Raw genomic sequence first — 19142 nt, forward strand, 5'->3', positions numbered from 1 at the left:
TAGGTTTCGGCCCCGTAATCTCCACTGAATCTGTACGACCCGATTACCCCCGTCGCCCCCCCCTCGTGCGACGTCACCCGGACGACGCCGTCTCCTCCTCACTCAGCGCCCGCCCGGCCGATTCCGTCACCCCGCCACGCTCCGCGCGACCGGCCCCGACCAGCACGAGGACCAGCGCACCGGCCGCCGTCCCGACGAACCCGGCCGTCACGAACGCCGAGTCGAGCCCCGACGCGAACGCCGCCCGCAGCGCGTGCTCGGAGAACACTCCGCGCAACGCCCCCGCCCCGCCGCCCGCGAGCGTGTGCGCCGCGTCGTGCGGGAGCGTGTCCCGCATCCGCGAGGTGAGGACGGTCCCGGACACGGCGACACCGAGCGCGTACCCCAGCTGCCGTACGGTGTTCATCGCGCCGCCCGCCATGCCCGCCCGCTCGGCAGGCACCGCGGCGAGCGCCGCACCCGCGATCCCCGGCGCCACCAGCCCCGTACCGACACCGACCAGGACCAGCCCGGGCACGAGCGCCGTCCAGTCCGAACCGGCGCCGAGGACGGCCTGGCAGAAACACCCCGTACCGATCAGCAGCAGTCCGCCGCCGACGGTCAGCCGTGCCGGCACCCCGTGCAGCAGCTTCCCGGCGAGCACCGACACCACGACCGCCGCCCCCGTCAGCGGCAACAGCGTCAGCCCGCCGCGCACCGGACTCATCCCCAGCACCGTCTGGAGCCAGATCGACAGATACGGCATCCCGCCGAACGCCACCCCGTTGAAGGCCAGCCCGCCCGCCAGCACCCCCACGAACGCGGGCTTGCGCAGCAGCGCCAGATCGAGCAGCGGATGCGCGACCCGCCGCTCCACCAGCACGAAACAGACCAGCGCGAGCGCCGCCAGCGCGAAGGACACGAGCGTCGGCGTCGCACCCCAGCCGTCCTCCCCGGCCCGCACCACCGCGTACGTCACCCCGCCCGCGAACCCCGCGAACGCCACCGTCCCGAGCCAGTCGATACGCATCCCGCGCGGCCCCTTCGACTCCGGCACCACCCGCAGCGTCAGCCACACCGCGGCCACGCTGACCGGCAGGTTCACGAAGAAGATCCACCGCCAGCCCGGCCCCTCGGTGAGCACCCCGCCCAGCACCGGCCCGACCGCCGCGGCCCCGCCGCTGACCGCGCCCCACACTCCGAGCGCCACCGACCGCCGACGCCCCTGATACACCGAGCCCAGCAACGGCAGCGTGGTCGCGAGCATCGCCGCCGCCCCCACCCCCTGCACGGCCCGCGCGGCCACCAGCGGACCCGGCCCGCCCGCGAGCCCGCACAGCAGCGACGCCACCGCGAACAGCACCAGACCCGCCACATGCACCCGCCGCCGCCCCAGAATGTCGGCGGCGGCCCCGAACCCCAGCAGCAGCGCGGCCAACGCCAGCGCGTACCCGTCGACCACCCACTGAAGGTCACTCAACGACGCGTGCAGCGACCGCGCCATGTCCGGCAGCGCCACCACCACGATCGTCACGTCCAGCAACAACATGAACGTGCCCAGACACACCGCCGTCAGCGGCCCCCATGTACGCATGCCCTCAACTCCCCTGTCCCGGAAAATCAGTTCTCCGTACGATGGGCTCCTCCCGGACGATCACCGCCGAACCGGGCACCTCATCGCCGGAATCCGACAGGAGCAGCCGTGCTGGAGATGGAATCCGACACCCTCGACCGGCTCGACATGGAACTCCTCACCGCCCTGGAGATCAACGGCCGCGCCTCCTTCAGCCGCCTCGGCACGGTCCTCGGCGCCTCTGACCAGACCGTCGCCCGCCGCTTCCGCCGACTCACCGCCGAGGCGGGCCTGCGCGTCGTCGCCATCCGGGACGCCGAACGCCTCGGTCAGGACCAGTGGATGCTGCGACTGCGCTGCGCCCCCGACAATGCCCTCAACATCGCCGACGCCCTCGCCAGACGCCCCGACACCGCCTGGATCGGCCTCGCCTCCGGCGGCACCGAGATCGTCTGCCTCACCCGCCCCCGCAACCCCGGAGACTACGACGACCTCCTGCTCGGCAAACTCCCGCGCACCCCCAGCGTCCTGGACATCCGCGCCCACCAGATGCTGCACCGCTTCTACGGCGGCCCCACCGGCTGGCTGCGCCGCTTCAAAGTGCTGGCGGACGACCAGATCACCGCCCTGCTCCCCGAACCGGCGCCGACACCGGGCCCCGCCCGCATCGAACCGGAGGACGAGGCCCTGATCGCCGTACTCGAACGCGACGGACGCGCCGGCTACCCCGAACTCCAGCGCGCCACCGGCCGCTCCGAGTCCGCCGTCAAACGCCGCCTCGCCACGCTGATCGGCTCCGGGGCGGTGTACATCGACATCGAGTACGACTCGGAGGTCTTCGGCTACCCGCGTGCCGCCGTGCTGTGGATCACGGCGACCCCCGCGGCACTCCACTCGGTCGGCGAGGCACTGGCCACGCACGACCAGATCGCCTACGCGTCCGCCACGGCCGGCCCGTCCAACATCGTCGTCACGGCCGTCGTCAAGGACACGGCGGGGCTCTACGACTACCTCAGCGGACCCCTGGGCGGGCTCGACGGAGTGCGGCACGTGGAGGCGAGCCCGTTTCTGCGCCGGGTCAAACAACTGACGTACCGGACGCTTCCGCTCAACTCGCCCTCAACTCGCGCTCCCTCAAAGTAAGTTCAAGATAAATCATGCTCAACACCAAGCACTCGGAGGCGTTAAACACAGTGTTCGGGGATCGAATGTGGCTCGTCCAAAGCGATGCCGCAGGGATTTCCACAAAGATCTTTTCCGGTGCTGGAAAAAATCATGGGAAGTCCTCGGGGCGAGACCCCTGAAGGGAATATCGAATTGAAGACCAAAAACGCTCACCGCAGGTCTCTGGGACGCCACAGGAAGGTGGTGGGCGCCTTGGCGGCAGCGACGGCCCTCCTCGGCGGCGGGCTCTACGCCAACGCGAACGCCGCCTCCGTCCAGTCCGACCCGTCCAGCAGTGCCTCCGCCTCTGACCCCGGATCCCAGTCCCAATCCACCCCCGGATCCAGCTCCCCGTCCACGCCCGGATCCGCCCGCCCGTCCTCGATCGTGCCCTCGAACTCCGCCGGGACCGGCACCTCCGCCTCGGACGTGGTCGACGCCGCCAGCACCTTCCTCGACACCCTGGACGACGACCAACAGGCCGACGTACTCCTCGACTTCACCCAGGCCAACGCCGTCGCCTGGTCGAACCTCTCGTGCGGCGCGACCTGCCGGGTCGGCATCGAACTCAGCTCGCTCAGCGACACCCAACTCGCCGCCGCCAAGGCCGTGGTCGAGGCCGCCACGGGCACCGGCACCGACACCGGCTACAACCAGATCTCCCAGATCCTCGCGGCCGACGACGTCCTCGGCGAGACCGACAGCAGCTACGGCAGCGGCAACTACTACCTCGCCTTCCTCGGCACCCCCAGCACCACCGGCACCTGGCAACTCCACTTCGGAGGCGACCAGTTGGCCGTCAACCTCACCTACAAGGACGGCGAGGTCGAGGGCGCCACCCCGTACTTCGCCGGCGTCGAACCCGTCAGCTGGACCGACGACAGCACCACCTACGCACCCCTGTCCGGGATGCACGACGGCCTGGTCTCGATGCTCGAAGGCCTGACCGACGACGAGTTGACCGAGGCGAAGCTCTCCGACACCACCACCGACGTCGTGCTCGGCCCGGACGACGACGGCGACTTCCCCAGCACCAAGGAAGGCATCGCGGCCAGCGAACTCACCGACGACCAGCAGCAGTTGATCCTCGACGCCATCACCCCCTGGGTCGAGGCCGCGGACGACACGACCGCCGCGTCCACCCTGAGCACCTACAAGTCGGAACTCGACGACACCTACATCTCCTACTCCGGCACCACCGACCTGGACACCGCCGGCGACTACGTACGCATCGACGGACCCGGCGTCTGGATCGAGTTCTCGGTCGAGGACGGCGTCGTCGACACCAGCCAACTCGGCTACAGCAGCGTCTACCGCGACCACGACACCGACTACGGAGGAGAGTTCTCGTTCTCTTGAACCGCATGACGGGCGGCGCTGCTCCTGACCGACAGCGCCGCCCGCTGTCGCGTATTTCCTCGGTCAATATTTCTTGTGCGGCGTCTTTTCTTCCGCCCTCGCGGAATTCGACATCGGCATCGCCCCGCAATGGAACGCCGATGCCACCGGTATTACGGACCGCGCCGATGCAGCCGATCCCCACCCGCCAGAATTGCCGCCGCCAGCGCGTCCGCCGCCCCCTGTGCGGAAACCCTGCGCCGCCCGTGCACCAGCACGAAATCGACCTCACCCAATTCCGGCAGCCCCGCCCGCTCCGGTACCCGTACGAGTCCCGGCGGCACCAGCCCCTTCGAGTGCGCCATCACCCCGAGTCCCGCCCGGGCGGCGGCGATCAGCCCGTTCAGACTCCCGCTCGTGCAGGCGATCCGCCAGGCCCGCCCCTGCCGCTCCAACGCCTCCATGGCGAGGGCCCGAGTGATCCCCGGCGGCGGATAGACGATCAGCGGCACCGGACGGTCCGCGTCCAGGCGGAGCCGCTCCGCGCCGATCCACACCAGCTTGTCGTGCCAGACCAATTCGCCCCGGGGGTCCTCGGACCGCCGCTTCGCCAGCACCAAGTCCAGCTTCCCGGCGGCGAGTTGCTCGTGCAGCGTCCCGGACAGCTCCACCGTCAGCTCCAGGTCGACCTCGGGATGGTCGTACCGGAAGCCCTCCAGGATCTCCGGCAGCCGGGTCAGCACGAAGTCCTCGGACGCCCCGAAGCGCAGCCGGCCGCGCAGCCGGGTGCCGGTGAAGAACGCCGACGCCTGCTCCTGCACCTCCAGGATCCGGCGTGCGAAACCGAGCATCGCCTCGCCGTCCTCCGTCAGCTCCACGGAGTGCGTGTCCCGGGTGAACAGCTGCCGCCCCGTCGCGTCCTCCAGCCGCCGCACATGCTGGCTCACCGTCGACTGGCGCAGCCCGAGCCGCCGCGCGGCCTGCGTGAAACTCAGCGTCTGGGACACCGCGAGGAAAGTCCGCAGGTGAGAGAGGTCGTACATGGCATACACCATGGCATACACGGTAGCCGGTCATCGTGAAACGTGATGACAGTCAGAGCGGTATGACGGATTCCCGATCAAGCGGCGGAAGAGGACGATGGGGAGGGCACGGGTCCGCGCCGGACGGGCGGACGTACAGCGAGACGGTGGAGCACAGTGAAACGCCTGCGATGGCCCAGTCGGATGCCGATCGACCCCTACATCCTGCTGCTCCTCGGGACGGTCGGCATCGCCGCACTCCTCCCCGCCCGAGGCACCGGCGCCGACGTCGCCTCGGGCGCCTCCACGGCCGCCATCGCCTTCCTCTTCTTCCTCTACGGCGCCCGCCTCTCGACCCGCGAGGCACTGGACGGCCTCAAGCACTGGCGACTGCACACCACTGTCCTGGCCTGCACCTTCATCGTCTTCCCGCTGCTCGGCCTGGCCGCCCGCGGCCTCGTCCCCGTGCTCCTGACCCACCCCCTCTACCAGGGGCTGCTCTTCCTCACCCTCGTCCCCTCGACCGTCCAGTCCTCGATCGCGTTCACCTCGATCGCGCGCGGCAACGTACCCGCCGCGATCTGCGCCGGCTCCTTCTCCTCCCTCGCCGGCATCGTCATCACCCCGCTGCTGGCCGCCGCCCTGCTCGGCGGCAACGCGGGCGGCTTCTCCGCCGACTCCGTCGTCAAGATCGTGCTGCAACTCCTCGTGCCGTTCCTCGCCGGGCAGCTGCTGCGACGGTGGGTCGGCGGCTTCATCACCCGGCACAAGAAGGTCCTCGGCTACGTCGACCGCGCCTCGATCCTCCTCGTCGTCTACACCGCGTTCAGCGAGGGCATGGTCCAGGGCATCTGGCACCAGGTCAGCGCCCTGCGCCTGGCCGGACTGCTCGCCGTCGAAGCCGTCATCCTCGCCGTGATGCTCACCCTGACCTGGTACGGCGGCAGGGCGCTGCGCTTCGACCGGGAGGACCGGATCGCCATCCAGTTCGCCGGCTCGAAGAAGTCCCTGGCCTCCGGACTCCCCATGGCCAGCGTCCTGTTCGGCGCCCACGCCTCCCTCGCCGTACTCCCGCTGATGCTCTTCCACCAGATGCAGCTGATGGTGTGCGCGGTCATCGCCAAGCGCCGCGCCCGCGATCCACAGCCCGAAGTCACCGAGGCGGCGGCCCCAACCGCAGGGTCACGAACCGCGGTCGGTACAGCGACACATTCCGGCTGAGGTTCCAGGCCGCCGAACCGGCCGTCGCGTCCAGCCAGTTGACGTCGTAGCTGAGCACGATCCGCCCGCCGCCGCCGAGCGCCGGATGCGTCTGCGGGTTGTACGCGGCGACCTGCCCGACCGGCAGCGGCGGACTGAACCCCCTCGCTGGCCCGTGCCACGGCCCGACGGGCGAACAGGCCCAGTACGAGGTCACGGTGGTCAGCCCCCGGCTCCCCGCCGCCATCGTGAACAGGACGTACGTCCGCCCGTCCCGCAGCACCGAGAACGCGCTCCCCACACCGGTGTGTCGACCGTCCCCGAGCACCGCCCGCGGTCCGGCCCGGGCCGTCCACCCGGAGCCGTCCCAGTACTCCCAGGCGCCCGGCTCCCCGAGCCGGCCCTCCGGCACCCGCGCCACATACGCCGAGGACGTCGGCCGCGCCGCCGCCTGCGCGTCGTTCCCGCCGAAGACATACGCCCACCCGCCCACCGCGACCAGCGTCGTCCCGAACTGCACCCGCCGGGACGGGTCTTGGACCAACCGCTGGTCGAAGACGGTCACGATCGACTCCACGCGCAGATCCGGCAGCGACAACGTCGCCACCTCCGTCGCGGTCGGCACCCCGTAGATCCACGGATACGCCCCCGCCGTCCGCGTCCACAGCAGCACCCGTACGACGGACTCGGCCGAGCCGGGGGAGCGCGGCTCGACCCGGGCCGCGACCGGCCAACGCCACTCGCCGGGGCCCGGATCGGGGAACAGCGGTGCGGGAAGGGTGAGTTGGGGGTGCCCGTCACGCATCACGACCGCCGAGTCGCGCACCAGCGGCGCCGTGGTGTCCCGCCAGACATACGACTCGCCGACCGGGTTGGGCGGGCCGTGCACCTGGCCGAGATAGGTGTCGGAGAACAGCCACAGCACCCGCCCGTCCGGCAACCGCACCGAGTGGCTGCCGTCGCCGCCGGTCCAGTCGTCGGTGCGGGTCGCGTCGTCGCCGTACGCGGCAAAGGCGTCGGTGAGTTTCGTGTCGGCAGACCAGGAGCGCACCGTACGGGCCGGGCACGTGCCGCCGCCCTCCCGGTCGTGGTCCTTCGGGAGGGCGGTGAGCAGCACGGCCGCGAGAGCCAGGGCCAGCAGCAGGCCGACCCCGGCTCCCGTCCGCTGTCGTGCTCGTCGGTCCTCGGGCACGCCCGGGACGTTAGTGGCTGCCGCTCACATGGTCCATGGGCAGCCACAGCACGGTCCCGGCGGTCGGCGGCTGCTGCGCGGCCAGCTCGTCGTCCGTCAACAGCCGGTCCCAGACGTGGACTTCGTCGAGGGCCCCGGTGAAGTACTGGAGGCTGTCCACGCGTTGGCCGAGGTGCACGCCGAACGGCGAGTTGCGGCTGACGGACCCCACGACATCCGCCGTGCTCACCGTCGTTCCGTCCACGGACAGCGTCAACTGCCCACCTCCGCGCCGCACCACGGCGTGATGCCACTGCCCGTCGTTGTAGGCGCCGACGGTGACCACGGAGGTGGTGTGGACGGCGGTCGCACCGTCCCGGGTGGTGATCAGCGCCCGCACATGGTTGCCGGCGGGCTCACCGCGCAGCCACACCTGCGGCTGACTGGTACCGACCCCGCCCATCCACAGGAACGGCTGATCGCCGGTCGTCGCGGTGTAGCGGAACCAGAGGGAAGCCGTGAAGTCCTTTGTCCCCAGGGGCAGTCGGTCGCTGTAGGGCAGTCGTACGGCGTCGTCGACACCGTCGAAGGACAGCGCGCCGCCCGACACGCCGTCCGTCTCCTGGGCGCCGCCGAGCACGGCGGCGCGCTTGGCGTGCGGGGCGAGGTCGGCGGTCGTCGGGTCCGGGCCCCGACGCGGTTGCAGCCAGGCCTCGTTGAAGCGGGCGAAGCGGATCTCGTCGGTCGCCGACACGGCACCGCCCTCGTAGAGCAGCCCCACCGTGTCCCCGCTGATCCGCGCCATGTCCGAGTAGCCGGACCAGTCCTTCGTCACCACCGTGCCGCGGTCCACGCTGTCCCAGGTGCGCCCGCCGTCGTAGGAGGACCGGATCATCATCGTGCGGCGGCGGTCGGGGTCCGCGTCGCAGGACAGCAGGATGCGGGAGCCGAGGCCGAGGGTCGCGCACTGGACCTGCGGGGCGTACAGGTCGGGGAGGTCGCGGAAGGGTGCGGTGAAGCTGTCGCCGCCGTCGCGGCTGACCGCCTGGGTGCGGTGGCCCAGGTCGGTGCCGTCCTGCTCACGGCCGCTGACCAGGATCGAGCCGTCGGTGCGCTCGGTCATCGTCACCTCGGACGGTTTCTGCCGCCAGGTCCCGTCGGCCGCGATCGGGTACGAGTCGGTGGCACCGATCTTCCAGTGGTCGCCGCCGTCGTCGCTCACGATCAGTGCCGCGTTGTTCGCGGTGACCCGACTCCCGTCCCAGGTCTCGGTGTTGACGCCGAACACGAGCCGGCCGCGGTGCTTGCCGCGGGTGAGCTGGATGCCGTGCACGGGGCCGGTGGCGTACCAGGAGTTCCAGTTCGGGGGCAGGATCTCGTCGCTCAGGTCACGCGGCTGCGACCAGCTGAGACCGTCGTCGTCGCTGTACTGGAGGTGCGGGGTGCGGTCGCAGGGGACCGAGCAACTGGCGCTGTCCGTACGGCCCGTGTTGTACGTCTCGGCGAGCAGGATCCGGCCCGTCTCGCGGTCCACGATCGGCGCCGGGTTGCCGTGCGTGTCGCCGCCGCCGTGGTTGACGACCTGCAAGGGGCTCCAGGTGGCGCCGTCGTCGGTGGAGCGTTTGACGACGATGTCGATGTCGGTGGCGTCACCGCAGTTGAGGATCCGGCCCTCGGCGAACGCGAGCAGCGTCCCGTCGTCGGTCCTGACGACGGCCGGGATCCGGAAGCAGGCGTAGCCCGGGTCCTGGGACGCCTTGAAGAGGACCTGTTGCGTGAACTCCGGTGCGGGGCTGGTGGTTTGGGCGGCGGCGTGGGCCGGGCTCGGGAGGACGAGCAGCGCGGCCAGGGTGAGTGCGGCGGTGAGGGTGGATCTCAGACGTGCGCGAAGACTTGACGGCATGGTGGTGCTACCTGCCCTTCATTCGTCTTGACATCCGGACATCCCACGTCCAACGGGCGCGCCACAGACGTTAGTTGGGGCATCCGGAGCCTCACAAGAAGCGTGCAGCGTTCGGTGTCAAGGAAGTTGACGGGGCGACAGGGGCGGGGTCGGTGTCTCAGGGCCGCAGTACGACCTTGCCCAGATTGCCCCGCGACTCGATCACCTCGTGCGCCTTCGCCGCCTCGGCCAGCCCGAACTCCCCGTGCACGAAAGGCTTCAGGGCACCCTCGGCGACCAACCGCCACAGCTCCCGCCGCCACCGCTCGTACAACTCCGGCCTCCCGCGCGCGATCCGCGCGATCTGGAACCCGATCACGGACTTCGCGCCCACGAGAAGGTCGTACGCCCGGATCGTCCCGCCGCCCGAGCTGTACGCCACGAGCCGCCCGCCCGGGACGAGCGCCGCCACCGCCGGGGTGAGCAACTCGCCGCCCACCGCGTCGAGTACGCAGTCGACGGGCTCGACCGAGCCCAACGCGTCGTAGCCGATCACCTCGTCGGCACCCAGGGCGCGCACGAAGTCACCCTTCGCCGGATCGGAGACCGCGCCCACGACCCGCCCCGCACCCCGCGCCTTCGCCAACTGCACGGCGAGATGCCCGACTCCGCTCGCCGCGGCCGTGATCAGCACGGCCTCGCCGGGCTCGGGCCGGGCCGCGTCCAGCGCGCCGAGGGCCACAAGCCCGCCGCGGACGAGCGCCACCGCGTCGACGGCGGAGGCGGTGCCGGGCACAGGGGAGGCCATGGCCTCGTGGAGGACGGCGAAGTCGGCGTAGCCGTGCCCGAAGCACAGCCCCGTCACCCGCTCGCCCACCCGGAACCCGGTCACCTCCTGTCCTACGGCGACCACCTCGCCCGCGATCTCGCCGCCGAGCGGGATCGGTTCGGCGGCCTCGGTGACCTTGCGGACGACGGGCAGGGTGACCCCGATCGCCTCGGTGCGGACGAGGAGTTCAGCGGGCCCGGGGTCGGGCACGGGGGCCTCCTCCAGGAACAGCGGGCCGCCGGTGGACTCGTACCGGACGCGACGCATCGCACCTCCAAGAATCGTTGGGAGGTCCAATGATATTCACGATTTCATTGGGAAGTCCAACGAATTCCGAGTAGGCTGCGCACATGGCCGAAGCACCCCTCCCCGCGATCCGCTCCCTGCCCAGTTGGCTCCTCGGCCGAGCCGCCGCCCGCGGCCGGGCCCTCGTCGCCGACGCCCTGGCCGCCGAAGGCCTCAAGATGTGGCACCACGTGGTCCTCTCCGCCGTCCGTGACCTCGCCCCCGTCGCCCAGGCCGACCTCGGCCGCGGTGTCGGGCTCGACCCCAAGGACCTCGTCGGCGTCCTCAACGACCTCCAGTCCGCCCATCTGGTCGTCCGCGAACCGGACCCCGAGGACCGCCGCAAGAACGCGGTGTCGCTCACGACGGAGGGCGCACGCCTGCTGAAGCGGTGCGAGAAGGCGGCCCGCGAGGCCAACGACCGGCTCCTCGCACCACTGACGGCGGCCGAACGCGACCGGTTCATGGACCTGTTGATCCGGATCTCCGGTACGGACGGCTGACGGGAGCTAACGTTCCGTCATGACCCCACCGCAGACTCCCGAACCCCGGCTCGCCCTCGACCCCGAGCGCACCGCCCTGGTCCTCGTCGATCTGATGGACCGCATCGTCGCGCTGCCGCTCGAACCGTACAAGGGCACCGAAGTCCTGTCCGTGGCCGAGGAGTTGGCAACCGCCTTCCGCTCCGCCGGAGCGCTCGTCGTACTGGTCCGCGTCGAACGCCCCGGCATCGCCGAACAGCCCTCCGGCAGCGGACTCGCCGCCGGACTGGCCGGGGAGGGCGACCTGGAGATCGTGAAGCGGACGATCGGCGGCTTCCAGGGCACGGGACTTGACGAGCACCTGCGCCAACGGGGCGTCGACACCCTGGTGTTCGGCGGAATCGCCACCAACCTCGGTGTGGAGTCCACCGCCCGCGCCGCCGGCGACCTCGGGTATCGACTCGTCTTCGTCGAGGACGCCATGAGCGCGCTCACCGACGCCGAACACCAGGCGTCGGTCAGACTCGACTTCCCACGGCTGGGGTCGGTCGTGACGGCGGCGGAGGTGGGGTTCACGCCGGGAGGCTGAGACGCCCTGTGCGCAAGGGAGTTGACCCCCGTGCGGAAGGGAGTTGACCCCAGTGCGCAAGGGAGTCGAGAAGTGCGGCCCGGCCGTCACACGAGGAGGGTGCCGCCGTCCACGACCACTGTCGACCCCGTGCTGTAGCCGCCGCGCATCAGATACAGATACGCCTCGGCGACATCCGCCGGCTCACCGATCCGGCCGACCGGGAGCGACCCGGCGACGGACGCGAACAGGCCGTCCCGGTCCTCGTCGGGCAACTCCCGCCACAGCTCCGTGCGGACGAGACCGGGCGCGACCACGTTGACCCGCAGCGGCGCCAACTCCAGCGCCAGCGCCCGGGTCAGCGACTCCATCGCCCCGCACAGCGCGGCGGCCACGGACGTACCCGGCAGCGGCCTGCGCCCGGCGGTACCCGTGGTCAGCACCACCGAACCGCCCTCCCGGATCGACCCCGCACCGTACTTCACCGCCGTGTACGCACCCCACAGCCGTGTGTCCAGGAACGCCCGGGACCGCCCGAGGTCGGACTCCGCCACGCTCTCCATCAGCAGCGCCTCACCCGCCGTGTACACCAGATGGTCGTAGCCGCCGAGCCCCGCGAAGAAGTCCCGTACGGTGCTCTCGTCGCTCGCGTCGAGCACCCGGCCCTCCGCGTCCTCCGGGAGCCGCTTCAGCGCCGCGTCCACACTCTCCTGCCGGCGCGAGGCGACCACCACCCGGGCGCCCTCCCGCCCGGCCGCCTCCGCGACCGCGAGCCCGATGCCCGCCGTACCGCCGATGACGACGACCCGCTGTCCTCGCACTCCCATGACCTGCCCCTTTCGTGTCGCTGTGACGTCGTCCAGCCTGCGGTCGCCGCCACCCCGCCGTCCAAGACCTCTTTCGGCGACGGCGATACCCTGAAGGCATCGCCGACGGCGACAGCGCCGGCAGTGACAGTGGCAGGGAGGCGGTGGCACCCATGGATCTCGACCTGCGGAAGGTCCGCTACTTCGTGGCGGTGGCCGAACTGCTCCACTTCGGGCGCGCGGCCGAACAACTGCACATCGCGCAACCGGTGTTGAGCCGTCAGATCCGGGCCCTGGAAAAGGACTTGGACGCCACCCTCTTCGAACGCGACAGCCACGGCGTGACCTTGACCTCCGCCGGGCGCCAACTCCTCGACGACGGACGGACCTTGCTCGCCTCCGCCAACGCCGTTCGGCGCAGGGTGCAGCGCGCCGCACACGGGCCGCACCGCCTCGTCGTCGGCTTCCGCGCCGGTGTCGTCATCACCCCCACGCTGCGTGCCTTCGCCGCCGCCCACCCCGAGGCCGAGGTCAAGGCCCGCCGGGTCGAATGGGACGACCAGGAACAGCTCATCCTCGACGGCACCGTCGACCTCGCCTACCTGCGCCGCCCCATCCGCGAACAGGGCCTCACCCTGCTCCCGCTGTTCACCGAGCCCCGGGTGGCGATGCTCCCCGCCGACCACCGGCTCGCCGGCAAACCGGACCTCGTCCTGGCCGACCTCGACGGCGAGATTTGGCTGCGCTACCTCAACCCCCACCCCGACCCCGACGACGTACCGATCCGCAGCATCGAGGAGAAGTTCGAGAACGTCGCCTCCGGAGCGGGCATCACCCTCGTCCCGGTCTCCGTCGCCGAGCAGTACTTCCGCCTCGACATCACCTACGTCCCCGTCACCGACGCCGACCCCGACGAGGTGCTCCTCGCCTGGGAGACAGCCCGCCGCTCACCCCTCGTCACGGAATTCGTACGGGCCGCGCAGGGCGTCGAGGGCCGGGACTGAGGCGGGGCCCCGCGGCGCAGGGGGCGCTCCCCGCCGACCGGGGCCCCGCCGCCGTGCCGCGGGGCGAGGGCGTCAGCCCTGGCCGGCCACGGCCGTCAGGGCGATGCGGTCCTCGCCCGCGTACACGTTCATGTTGCTGCCCCGCAGAAAGCCCACCAGGGTCAGACCCGTCTCCGCCGCCAGATCCACGGCCAGCGACGAGGGCGCCGACACCGCCGCCAGCACCGGGATCCCGGCCATCACGGCCTTCTGCGCCAACTCGAACGAGGCCCGGCCCGAGACGAGCAGGATCACCCGCGACAGCGGCAGGTCCCCGTTCTGGAGGGCACGGCCGACCAGCTTGTCGACCGCGTTGTGCCGGCCCACATCCTCCCGTACGTCCAGCAGCTCGCCCTCCTCGCTGAACAGGGCCGCCGCGTGCAGACCCCCGGTCCGGTCGAAGACCCGCTGGGCCGCGCGCAGCCGGTCGGGGAGGCTCGCGAGCAGCGCGGGCTCGACACGGACCGGGGGAGTGTCGGCGATCGGCCAGCGGGTCGTCGTACGGACCGCGTCCAGGCTCGCCTTGCCGCACAGACCGCACGACGACGTCGTATACACGTTCCGCTCCAGCGTGATGTCCGGAATCACCACGTCCGGGGCGGTGCGCACATCGACGACGTTGTACGTGTTCGTACCGTCGACCGTCGCCCCCGCGCAGTAGACGATGTTCCGCAGATCGTATGCGTTCGCCAGTACACCTTCGCTGACCAGGAACCCGGCCGCGAGCGCGAAGTCGTCGCCCGGTGTCCGCATGGTGATTGCGAGGGGTTTGCCGTTGAGCCGGATCTCCAGGGGCTCCTCGGCGACGAGCGTGTCCGGACGGCTGGAGACCGCGCCGTCGCGGATCCGGATCACCTTGCGTCGTTCCGTGACTCGTCCCATGTCCTGATCAGCCCCGGTTCTGTACGTGTCTGGTTCTGTGTGTGTCTGTACTTGTCCGTACGTGCCTGTACGTGCTGGTGGTCGAAACGGCCCCTGCCGCGAAAGTCGCCGTAGGTCACCGGGCCGTCGTGCGACGAGGTGACCCTCACGCTCTCATTGTCCTGCACGTACGGATCGGGCCGACGGCCCACCCGCTCCTCCTCACGCGGCGCTCCCCAGCGCGAGCAGGTCCGAGATGGCGTGCACGGTGCGCAGGGTGGGCACCTCCACGCCGGTGATCTCCGCCAACTCGACGACGGCCGCGAGCAGTACGTCGAGTTCGAGCGGCTTGCCGCGCTCCAGGTCCTGGAGCGTCGAGGTGCGATGGTCACCGACGCGTTCCGCGCCCGCCAGCCGCCGCTCGATGGAGACACCGACCTCGCAGCCCAGTGCCTCGGCGACCGAGAGCGTCTCGGTCATCATGATCTCGATGACCCTGCGGGTACCGCCGTGCAGACACATCTGCCGCATGGTGGCGCGGGCCAGCGCGCTGATCGGGTTGAAGGAGATGTTGCCGAGCAGCTTGAGCCAGATGTCGTTGCGCAACTCCCGCTCGACCGGGCACTTCAACCCGCCGGCCCGCATGGCCTCGCTCAGCGCGAGACAGCGCGCCGAAACGCTCCGGTCGGGCTCCCCGATCGAGAACCGGGTGCCTTCGAGATGGCGCACAACTCCCGGGCCCGCGAGCTCCGTTGCCGCATAGACGACACAGCCGACGGCCCGTTCGGGCGCGAGCACCGCACTGACCGCGCCGTCCGGGTCCACACTCTCGACGCGGTGCCCGTCGTAGGGTCCGCCGTGCGCGTGGAAGTACCACCAGGGGATGCCGTTCTGGGCCGCCACCACCGCCGTGGTGTCGTGCAGCAGGGGCTCGATCAGCGGCCCGCACGCCGCGTACGAGTTGGCCTTCAGACCGAGCAGGACGAAGTCGACCGGGCCGATCTCCGCCGGGTCGTCGGTGGCGTGGGCGCGGGCGGTGAAGTCGCCGCGCGGGCTGAGGACTTGGACGCCGTGCTGCCTCATGGCCGCGAGATGCGGTCCACGGGCGACGAGATGCACATCGGCGCCCGCACGGTGGAGCGCGGCGCCGACATAGGCGCCGATCGCACCGGCGCCGAGGACTGCGACTTTCACTGGGACTCTCCGTTCGGTCGAGGGGAGTACCGCGGAGGTGGCTGCTGGGGCTGTGCCGTGACTGCCGTGACTGCCGTCCGGACAGTGCGGACGGCAGACGAACAGTGTCGACGAAATATTGTCTACAGTATGGAGTTGATGGTCGGCGGTCGGCAAGGGTTCGGACAACGACCGCTGCGTCAACGACCTTTCCGGCGGCGACCGTTCGGCGCACTCTGCATACCGCTCATCGCATGCGGTCGACGCGCCGCCTTCTCAACTCCCTTGCCACTCCCTACCGTCCGGGATCATGAGTCCCCCAGTAGCACCCCCGGCGTGGAGCCGCTGGCTGGTTCCCCCCGCCGCCCTCTCGGTGCACCTCTCCATCGGCCAGGCCTACGCCTGGAGCGTCTTCAAGCCGCCGCTCGAATCCTCACTGAACCTCAGCGGCACACAGAGCGCGCTGCCCTTCCAGCTCGCCATCGTCATGCTCGGACTGTCGGCCGCGTTCGGCGGCACCCTCGTCGAACGCAACGGGCCGCGCTGGGCGATGACCGTCGCCCTGATCTGTTTCTCCTCCGGCTTCCTGATCTCCGCGCTGGGCGCGGAGACGAAACAGTTCTGGCTGATCGTCCTCGGCTACGGCTTCGTCGGCGGCATCGGCCTCGGCATCGGCTACATCTCACCGGTCTCGACCCTGATCAAGTGGTTCCCGGACCGGCCCGGCATGGCCACCGGCATCGCCATCATGGGCTTCGGCGGCGGCGCGCTCATCGCCTCCCCATGGACGGCTCAGATGCTGAAGTCGTTCGGCTCCGACCACACCGGCATCGCGCAGTCGTTTCTTGTACTCGGTCTTTCGTATGCGGTCTTCATGACACTCGGCGTGCTCCTGGTCCGGGTGCCGCGCACCGAGAAGCCCGTCGAGAACGCGCCCAGCGTTCTGTCGGGCGTCCAGGTCTCCGCCAACAGCGCCGTGCGCACCCCGCAGTTCTGGTGCCTGTGGGTCGTCCTGTGCATGAACGTGACCGCGGGCATCGGCATCCTGGAGAAGGCCGCCCCGATGATCACGGACTTCTTCGCGGACACCTCCACACCCGTCTCGGTGTCGGCCGCCGCCGGCTTCGTCGCGCTGCTCTCCGCGGCCAACATGGCGGGCCGTATCGGCTGGTCGTCGACCTCCGACCTGATCGGACGCAAGAACATCTACCGCGTCTACCTGGGCGTCGGCGCCATCATGTACGCCCTCATCGCCCTGTTCGGCGACTCCTCGAAGCCGCTGTTCATCCTCTGCGCGCTGGTCATCCTCTCCTTCTACGGCGGCGGCTTCGCGACCGTACCCGCGTACCTGAAGGACCTCTTCGGGACCTACCAGGTCGGCGCGATCCACGGCCGGCTCCTCACCGCCTGGTCCCTGGCCGGAGTCCTCGGGCCGCTGATCGTGAACTGGATCGCCGACCACCAGAAGGACGCCGGCAAACACGGCGCCTCCCTCTACGACACCTCCTTCCTGATCATGATCGGTCTCCTCGTCGTCGGCTTCGTCGCCAACGAACTCGTCCGGCCCGTCAACGCCCGCCACCACATCCCCGCCCAGAGGGAGGCCGTCGATGTCGAACGACACCAGTCAGAGTCCGCCTGACCGACGACCGCTGATCGCCTTCGCCTGGCTCTGGGTCGGCGCACCCCTCGTGTACGGCCTGTACGAACTCGTCCTCAAGGCGAAGCAGCTGTTCACCGGCTGAATGTTCGGTGCATACCGTCGACCGTGGGACGGCTGACGGAAGCCGACAACCCGGACGGCAGTTTCCTGTGGCATCACCTGCCGTCGTACCCGCGAGTCACTGGCAAGACTGGTGGATCCCGCTACCCAAGGCAACGAGGGGAACCACCCATGAACGGCACGCGGATCGCCTCCGTCGGCCACTACCAGCCCGCCAAGGTACTCACCAACAAGGACCTGGCGGGCATGGTCGACACCAGTGACGAGTGGATCACTTCCCGGGTGGGCATCCGGACCCGTCACATCGCCGGACCCGACGAACCCGTCGACGAGCTGGCCGCGCACGCCGCCGCCAAGGCGCTGGCCGCGGCCGGCCTGACGCCCGAGGACATCGACCTGGTCCTGGTCGCCACCTCCACGGCCATCGACCGCTCCCCGAACATGGCCGCCCGCGTCGCCGCCCGCCTCGGCATCCCCTCGCCCGCCGCCATGGACATCAACGTCGTGTGCGCCGGCTTCACCCACGCCCTGGCCACCGCCGACCACGCCGTCCGCGCGGGAGCGGCCGTACGGGCCCTGGTCATCGGCGCCGACAAGATGTCCGAGGTCACCGACTGGACCGACCGTACGACCTGTGTCCTCGTCGGCGACGGAGCGGGCGCCGCCGTCGTCGAGGCCGCCGACGAACCCGGCATTGGACCGGTCCTGTGGGGATCCGTGCCCGAGATGGGCCACGCGGTACGGATCGAGGGCACGCCCCCGCGGTTCGCGCAGGAGGGCCAGAGCGTCTACCGCTGGGCCACCACCCAACTCCCGCCCATCGCCCGCAAAGCCTGCGAGAAGGCCGGCCTGACCCCCGCCGACCTCGCCGGCGTCGTCCTCCACCAGGCGAACCTGCGCATCATCGAGCCCCTCGCCGAGAAGATCGGCGCCGTCAACGCGGTCGTCGCCCGCGATGTCATCCAATCGGGCAACACTTCCGCCGCCAGCATCCCTCTCGCCTTCTCGAAGCTCGTCGAACAGGGTGCCGTCCGCACCGGCGATCCGGTCCTGCTGTTCGGCTTCGGCGGAAATCTGTCGTACGCCGGTCAGGTCGTCCGGTGTCCCTGACCTGCGCATACGCCCCGATGTGGCGAGAGTGACCGCCATACCCTCTGGCTACTGTGCGCCGTAGACTGTAGACGAAAGACAATCCATACTGGATTTCCGGCCGCAGTGGCCGCGCCGCCCGTATGCGAAAACTCGTCTGCACACGTCTGTATGCACAAGCCCGCATGCACCGGCCCGTACACGCGGGCCCATAGGCACAAGGCGGGGCGCCGCCAAGGAGGGGACCGTGATGTTGTCCGCAGGACTGCCGCAGGGAGCGGTGCCCAAGCTCGAACGCCCGGGCCCGCTGCGCGACCGTGTCTACGAGGCGCTGCTCGAACTCATCACCACGCGCGCCCTACAGCCCGGCCAGCACCTCGTCGAGAGCGAACTCGCCGGGCACCTGGGGGTGTCCCGGCAGCCCGTGCGGGAAGCGCTCCAGCGGCTCAACACCGAGGGCTGGGTCGATCTGCGGCCCGCCCAGGGCGCGTTCGTGCACGAGCCGACGGAGGAGGAGGCCGACCAACTCCTCACCGTACGCACCCTGTTGGAGGCCGAGGCCGCCCGGCTCGCCGCCGCCAACGCGGGCAAAGCAGGCATCGCCGCCCTGGAGGAGCTGTGCGCGGAGGGTGAGCGGGCCGTCGACGCCGACGACGTGGACGCCGCCGTCGCCATGAACGCCCGCTTCCACGCGAAGGTCATGGAACTGGCCGGCAACGCCGTCCTCGCCGAACTCGCCGCACAGGTCGACCGCCGCGTCCGCTGGTACTACACGCCGGTGGCCCGGCAGCGCGGGCTGACGTCCTGGATCGAGCACCGTCACCTGATCGACGCGATCGCGGCCCGCGACGAGCTGCGCGCGAGCCTGCTGATGAGGGAACACACCGAGCACACCCGGCGGTCGTACCACGAGCGCGAGAAGTCCTGACTCGCCCGAGCCGGGCGATGGCCCTC

Annotated in this window: 18 protein-coding genes and 1 pseudogene; 10 read left to right on the plus strand and 9 right to left on the minus strand. The window is 70.5% G+C overall.

Translation table 11 applies throughout. From position 1 onward, the window contains the following. Nucleotides 1–73 precede the first annotated feature (73 nt). Nucleotides 74–1573: an MFS transporter gene (locus tag ACWIHT_RS13290; protein WP_456167529.1), complete on the minus strand. Its 1500-nt coding sequence runs from the start codon at nucleotides 1571–1573 to the stop codon at nucleotides 74–76. 117 nt (nucleotides 1574–1690) lie between these two features. On the opposite strand from ACWIHT_RS13290, the gene ACWIHT_RS13295 reads away from it, so the two are divergent. Both ACWIHT_RS13295 and ACWIHT_RS13300 read left to right on the plus strand, forming a co-directional pair. Beyond that, nucleotides 1691–2695, plus strand: coding sequence for an Lrp/AsnC family transcriptional regulator (locus tag ACWIHT_RS13295; RefSeq protein ID WP_456168013.1), 1005 nt, complete (start codon nucleotides 1691–1693; stop codon nucleotides 2693–2695). 234 nt (nucleotides 2696–2929) lie between these two features. Beyond that, nucleotides 2930–4075, plus strand: a complete 1146-nt coding sequence (locus ACWIHT_RS13300) for a DUF3500 domain-containing protein (RefSeq protein ID WP_456167531.1) — start codon at nucleotides 2930–2932, stop codon at nucleotides 4073–4075. Nucleotides 4076–4227: 152 nt separating this feature from the next. Here the strand turns inward: ACWIHT_RS13300 and ACWIHT_RS13305 are convergent, their stop codons facing one another. Then, the gene (locus ACWIHT_RS13305) at nucleotides 4228–5097 is read right to left on the minus strand and encodes a LysR substrate-binding domain-containing protein (protein ID WP_456168015.1); all 870 of its coding nucleotides are present in this window, start codon (nucleotides 5095–5097) and stop codon (nucleotides 4228–4230) included. Between the two features lie 183 nt (nucleotides 5098–5280). Between ACWIHT_RS13305 and ACWIHT_RS13310 the strand changes: the two genes are divergently transcribed. After that, nucleotides 5281–6297 (plus strand): bile acid:sodium symporter family protein, encoded by a 1017-nt coding sequence (locus ACWIHT_RS13310; protein ID WP_456167533.1) that lies wholly within the window; start codon nucleotides 5281–5283, stop codon nucleotides 6295–6297. Here ACWIHT_RS13310 and ACWIHT_RS13315 read toward each other — a convergent pair. The 3 genes from ACWIHT_RS13315 to ACWIHT_RS13325 all read right to left on the minus strand — a co-directional run bounded on the left by ACWIHT_RS13315 (nucleotide 6230) and on the right by ACWIHT_RS13325 (nucleotide 10425). Beyond that, complete coding sequence (locus tag ACWIHT_RS13315) at nucleotides 6230–7468, minus strand: hypothetical protein (protein ID WP_456167535.1); 1239 nt, start codon at nucleotides 7466–7468, stop codon at nucleotides 6230–6232. The genes ACWIHT_RS13310 and ACWIHT_RS13315 overlap by 68 nt on opposite strands. 10 nt (nucleotides 7469–7478) lie before the next feature. Further along, complete coding sequence (locus ACWIHT_RS13320; RefSeq protein ID WP_456167537.1) at nucleotides 7479–9350, minus strand: exo-alpha-sialidase; 1872 nt, start codon at nucleotides 9348–9350, stop codon at nucleotides 7479–7481. 157 nt (nucleotides 9351–9507) lie between these two features. Further along, nucleotides 9508–10425 (minus strand): quinone oxidoreductase family protein, encoded by a 918-nt coding sequence (locus tag ACWIHT_RS13325; RefSeq protein ID WP_456167539.1) that lies wholly within the window; start codon nucleotides 10423–10425, stop codon nucleotides 9508–9510. Between the two features lie 83 nt (nucleotides 10426–10508). Between ACWIHT_RS13325 and ACWIHT_RS13330 the strand changes: the two genes are divergently transcribed. Together ACWIHT_RS13330 and ACWIHT_RS13335 are read left to right on the plus strand one after the other, a co-directional pair. After that, nucleotides 10509–10946 (plus strand): MarR family winged helix-turn-helix transcriptional regulator, encoded by a 438-nt coding sequence (locus ACWIHT_RS13330; RefSeq protein ID WP_456167541.1) that lies wholly within the window; start codon nucleotides 10509–10511, stop codon nucleotides 10944–10946. A 19-nt stretch (nucleotides 10947–10965) separates the two neighbouring features. Continuing rightward, on the plus strand, nucleotides 10966–11514 hold the full coding sequence (locus ACWIHT_RS13335) for an isochorismatase family protein (protein WP_456167543.1): 549 nt from the start codon (nucleotides 10966–10968) through the stop codon (nucleotides 11512–11514). A gap of 86 nt (nucleotides 11515–11600) precedes the next feature. Here the strand turns inward: ACWIHT_RS13335 and ACWIHT_RS13340 are convergent, their stop codons facing one another. Continuing rightward, nucleotides 11601–12320 (minus strand): SDR family oxidoreductase, encoded by a 720-nt coding sequence (locus tag ACWIHT_RS13340; RefSeq protein ID WP_456167545.1) that lies wholly within the window; start codon nucleotides 12318–12320, stop codon nucleotides 11601–11603. 152 nt (nucleotides 12321–12472) lie between these two features. Here ACWIHT_RS13340 and ACWIHT_RS13345 point away from each other — a divergent pair, with 152 nt between their 5' ends. After that, a complete protein-coding gene (locus ACWIHT_RS13345) occupies nucleotides 12473–13303 on the plus strand; it encodes a LysR family transcriptional regulator (RefSeq protein ID WP_456167547.1) in 831 nt (276 codons plus the stop codon). Nucleotides 13304–13375: 72 nt separating this feature from the next. Here the strand turns inward: ACWIHT_RS13345 and fdhD are convergent, their stop codons facing one another. From fdhD to ACWIHT_RS13360, 3 genes and pseudogenes are all read right to left on the minus strand, one after another. Further along, nucleotides 13376–14224 carry a formate dehydrogenase accessory sulfurtransferase FdhD gene (fdhD, locus tag ACWIHT_RS13350; RefSeq protein ID WP_456167549.1) on the minus strand — a complete coding sequence of 283 codons (849 nt, stop codon included), beginning with the start codon at nucleotides 14222–14224 and terminating at the stop codon, nucleotides 13376–13378. Between the two features lie 59 nt (nucleotides 14225–14283). After that, nucleotides 14284–14394 (minus strand): annotated as a pseudogene (locus tag ACWIHT_RS13355) (2Fe-2S iron-sulfur cluster-binding protein); the annotation flags it as partial. A 31-nt stretch (nucleotides 14395–14425) separates the two neighbouring features. Then, complete coding sequence (locus ACWIHT_RS13360) at nucleotides 14426–15397, minus strand: 2-dehydropantoate 2-reductase (RefSeq protein ID WP_456167551.1); 972 nt, start codon at nucleotides 15395–15397, stop codon at nucleotides 14426–14428. A gap of 289 nt (nucleotides 15398–15686) precedes the next feature. On the opposite strand from ACWIHT_RS13360, the gene ACWIHT_RS13365 reads away from it, so the two are divergent. From ACWIHT_RS13365 to ACWIHT_RS13380, 4 genes are all read left to right on the plus strand, one after another. After that, nucleotides 15687–17018, plus strand: coding sequence for an OFA family MFS transporter (locus ACWIHT_RS13365; RefSeq protein WP_456167553.1), 1332 nt, complete (start codon nucleotides 15687–15689; stop codon nucleotides 17016–17018). Continuing rightward, complete coding sequence (locus tag ACWIHT_RS13370; RefSeq protein ID WP_456167555.1) at nucleotides 16987–17121, plus strand: MFS transporter small subunit; 135 nt, start codon at nucleotides 16987–16989, stop codon at nucleotides 17119–17121. Before ACWIHT_RS13365 ends, ACWIHT_RS13370 begins: the two co-directional genes overlap by 32 nt. Nucleotides 17122–17270: 149 nt before the next feature. Continuing rightward, nucleotides 17271–18209, plus strand: a complete 939-nt coding sequence (locus ACWIHT_RS13375; RefSeq protein ID WP_456167557.1) for a beta-ketoacyl-ACP synthase III — start codon at nucleotides 17271–17273, stop codon at nucleotides 18207–18209. Between the two features lie 229 nt (nucleotides 18210–18438). Continuing rightward, nucleotides 18439–19116 carry a GntR family transcriptional regulator gene (locus ACWIHT_RS13380; RefSeq protein ID WP_456168017.1) on the plus strand — a complete coding sequence of 226 codons (678 nt, stop codon included), beginning with the start codon at nucleotides 18439–18441 and terminating at the stop codon, nucleotides 19114–19116. Nucleotides 19117–19142: the final 26 nt, after the last annotated feature.

This window comes from Streptomyces sp. NPDC002276 (assembly GCF_053891435.1).